The 3,843-nt window shown below is 38.0% G+C and carries 3 protein-coding genes and 1 pseudogene; 1 reads left to right on the top strand and 3 read right to left on the bottom strand.

The features are described 5' to 3' along the window. The first annotated feature begins 211 nt into the window (after window positions 1–211). A complete protein-coding gene (locus tag ACLFMM_RS09425; RefSeq protein ID WP_410808479.1) occupies window positions 212–2,419 on the top strand; it encodes an amino acid permease in 2,208 nt (735 codons plus the stop codon). Between the two features lie 14 nt (window positions 2,420–2,433). Here ACLFMM_RS09425 and ACLFMM_RS09420 read toward each other — a convergent pair whose 3' ends face one another. From ACLFMM_RS09420 to ACLFMM_RS09410, 3 genes and pseudogenes are all read right to left on the bottom strand, one after another. After that, window positions 2,434–2,625, bottom strand: a complete 192-nt coding sequence (locus tag ACLFMM_RS09420; RefSeq protein ID WP_410808478.1) for a CooT family nickel-binding protein — start codon at window positions 2,623–2,625, stop codon at window positions 2,434–2,436. A 12-nt stretch (window positions 2,626–2,637) separates the two neighbouring features. Further along, window positions 2,638–3,519 carry a damage-control phosphatase ARMT1 family protein gene (locus ACLFMM_RS09415; RefSeq protein WP_410808477.1) on the bottom strand — a complete coding sequence of 294 codons (882 nt, stop codon included), beginning with the start codon at window positions 3,517–3,519 and terminating at the stop codon, window positions 2,638–2,640. Window positions 3,520–3,550: 31 nt separating this feature from the next. Next, a pseudogene (locus ACLFMM_RS09410) lies at window positions 3,551–3,843 on the bottom strand (hypothetical protein); the annotation flags it as partial.

The following is a 3,843-nucleotide window of genomic DNA, read 5'->3' as shown; positions in this document are numbered from 1 at the left end:
ACGCTTACATCCCCGATGCTTTGTAAATACATCGGGGTTTTACGCTTTGCTTATAAAAAATATGAGAAATATTTACACTTAAGTTTTTCCTCAGTTCAGATAACTTTAAGTCACACAAACGCTTCCTGAATTACAAACCTACTAAAGGGTAAATATTTATACTGAACTTCATGAATCCATGTTATTTGATAGATAATACCAGGGGTGTTTTATGCCAGAAATAGATACAAGTGAGAGATTAGGGAGGAGTCTTGGATTCTTTTCTACGTTTGCAATCGGAACAGGTACTATGATAGGTGCTGGCATTTTCATACTACCTGGTATGGCAACCGCTGCAGCGGGTCCTGCTGCCATCCTATCGTTCATATTCGGGGGTTTGATAGCGATGGCTACTGCAATAAGCGCTGCAGAACTTGCAACTGGGATGCCCCGTGCAGGTGGAAGTTATTATTTTGTTAGTAGGGCAATGGGTGCGGTATTTGGTACCATTATCGGTATGGGAGCCTGGATAGGGCTCGTATTCAAGGGTTCCTTCGCACTTGTAGGGCTTGGCGACTACTTCTATACCATATTCCCGGTTCCTGTTTTGATAACTGCCACTATTGTCGGGTTTTTACTTCTTTTTATAAATTATAGAGGTGCAAAGAGTAGTGGATTTCTTCAAAACGTAATTGTAATAACATTGTTTATTATGCTTTCACTTTTTATCATAAATGGATTTTTTTATGTAGACTCAGCTAAATTCCATCCAATTGTACCGTATGGTTATGGTTCTATATTCGCCACCACAGGACTGGTATTTATATCATATCTGGGAATTATAAAATTGGCTGCAATATCTGAAGAGGTGAAAGACCCTTCAAAAAACCTACCAAGAGCCTTTATTGGTTCAGTTGCAGCTGTTACGATACTTTACACCGGTATTATGATAGTAGTAAATGGTGTTTTACCGCTTGAAGATGCTGTCAACACTGAAACACCTCTTGTAGATGTTGCAAATATTATGTTGGGTTCTACTGGAAAAATAATTGTGGTTATTGCCGGTCTGTTGGCGACCCTTTCTACAGCCAATGCTGCTATAATGTCTTCATCAAGGTTTCCTTTTGCAATGGGAAGGGATGACCTTGTACCACAGTGGTTTATTCAGATACATAAGAAATACAATACACCTTACAGAGCAATAATGGCTACCGGACTAATAATGATTATTCTCCTTTTCATATTCGATGTGGAACAACTGGCAAAACTTGGAAGTGCGTTTAATATACTGGTATTTGTGCTGGTCAATATATCAGCTATAATCCTTCGAAGGAGCAGTTTAAACTGGTATAAACCTACATTCAGGGACCCTTTTTATCCTGTAACCCAGATTTTTGGTATTTTAGGAAGCCTTGCATTGCTTCCGATGATAGGTATTTTACCCTTCGTTTTTGCAGTAGCTGTTACTATTGCAGGTGTTCTCTGGTATACAGGATATGGAAAAGGTAAAGCAATCCCCAAATATAATCTACTGGATATGATAGAGTCCCGTAAAATTCCTGAAAAACATGAAAGATTGAAAATACTGGTACCGATAGCGAACCCGGAACATGAAAGCGACCTTGTACATCTTGCAGAAGATATCGGTGATGATATCATAGGTTTGCATGTCAGAAAGGTTCCAAATCAAACGAGTTTGCAGGCTGCACGGGATGAATATCATGAACACAAACCAGAAATCGATAGTTTACTGGAAAAACAATTTAGACGATGCTCTGTAATGGATGGATGTGAGCATCAGTACATTGTAGCCTTTGACCATGATATATCCAATTCTATAATAGAGCAGGGAAATATTGAAAAAGTAGACCTTATCGTTGTGGGATGGCATGAAGGTTACAGTTTCATAGGAGATATCGCTGAAAAAGTATTATCCTGTGCAAGGAAGGATATAATAGTTCTGAAAGGAAACTTACCCAAAAAAATTGACAGTATAACTGTTGCATACAATGATAAAGAAAATTCCAGATATGCCCTGTATATTGTAAAAAGAATTGCAAAACGTACCGGGTCCAGGATTAAACTTGTCCGTATTATCAACCCTGAACTAGCAGATTATCAGAAAAACAGAGAGGTTGAAATGCTTGAAAGGGCATCACATGATGCTGAACTCAGAATAAACTATGAAATTAGAGAAGATTATCATGTAAAAGATGCTATCCATGATTCAGCACGTGACAGCGACATTTTAGTTATTGGTGATTCCAGCCAGAGATTTAGCAAAGTACTCCTTGGTAATCTTTCAGAGAACATAGCACAGGATTGTAATATACCAGTGATGATTGTAAAAAGATACCGACCGATTACAAAAGAGAAGCTACCCTATTACTGCAGGCTGAGATTTTTGAAAAAAGAAATGATGAAGATGTTGGGAAGATGAGCCCAGAGCATTTTTTAGCTGTTCTGGGTTATAATTGTTTCTCCCTTTGAGAAATCAACTTCTTTTATAAACCCTGTGACGTATTTTTTATCTCCGAATATGCCTGTAAGTTCTATTTTGCCATCGTTGTTAACCATTCTGGTTACCGATTCCATAATCAACTGACGCTCATTTCCAGTAACAAGCACTGCATTGAGTTCACACATTGTTATTACCTCTTATTGTTTATTTACCAGTTTTGCAATTGTGTATCCGGTTTCAAGACCCAGATCAGATGCCACGCTCTCACATTTTGTCTTGAGCAGATAGGCGATGGGTCCCAAATTGTGTTCTGAAAGTGTTTCGTAATTTGCCATTCCTTTACTTATTATAAGGGATGCGTTATCAAAAGCTTTAAGGAGCTTATCAGAAACATCATCAAAATTGACACCGATTGCATTTGAACCTGTGGTCAGTAAATGGTCTACCTTTTTATCGATTCCATAGTTATAAACATCCTCAAGTGTTACATCATTGAGTATGGGTGCACCCCTTACCACCAGTGTAACAGTTCCTCCCAGTTCTCTGATTATATCAAATACAATGGTATCAAGTAATATCTCACCACAGTTATCCGCAATATAGACCACATCATCAAGCATTTCAAACATCGATGATGTATCATCAACATCCAGCCCCTGTTCAAAGGTCTGGTTGAAAGTTTGATCAAATACATCAGGGGCAACATCAAAACCCACGACTCCAAAATCAAAGGTGTTACCTATTACAGAGGCAAGAACAGCCCTTCTGAACAGCTCTTTATTTCTGGGACCACCTTCATAAACTCTTTTTTTTGCAACAGGTAATATATCTTCTGCTATATCATTGCTCAATTTTTTTAAATTAAGGTATGGATCATTATCCCCAAGTACTTCATATACTTTCCGGTGTACAGCAGTTGAGATTTCACCGGCAGGTCTACCAGGTCTGTAGGTTTTATTAAGTACATCGATCCCTGCCCTGACAGCTTCATGTAACAACTGTTCATCATCTGTTGAAAGTTCGGCTTCATAATGCACTCTTGTAAGCAGACAGTGTGCACATCTTGGATTGATTTTCATTGTTTACATCCTTTCGTTTTGATGGAAATAATCAATACATGGCAAATATAATAAACCAAAGTAATTTCATTAAATTTTTCGGCTCTGTAGAAAACCTCGAATAAACAATAATTTTAACCTGGATAAATCTGTCAAGGTTGTATACAACAACCTTTAACATGATCTCTTTAACCTGGTTCCGGTATATTCTTGCTTTGATTTCTTCACCATACTTGCGTTTTAGTACATAATTGGAAGTCTCAGACATACTCCTTTTACGATGAAGAACCACATAGAACTCCGATTTCCGTGTTCTGTGACATTGTTTCAACAATGTCACTGCAT

The organism is Methanohalobium sp., assembly GCF_046546175.1.
GTDB lineage: Archaea > Halobacteriota > Methanosarcinia > Methanosarcinales > Methanosarcinaceae > Methanohalobium.
The sequence above is the reverse complement of the archived record's forward strand: the minus strand, read 5'-3'. Positions and strand labels throughout refer to the sequence as shown.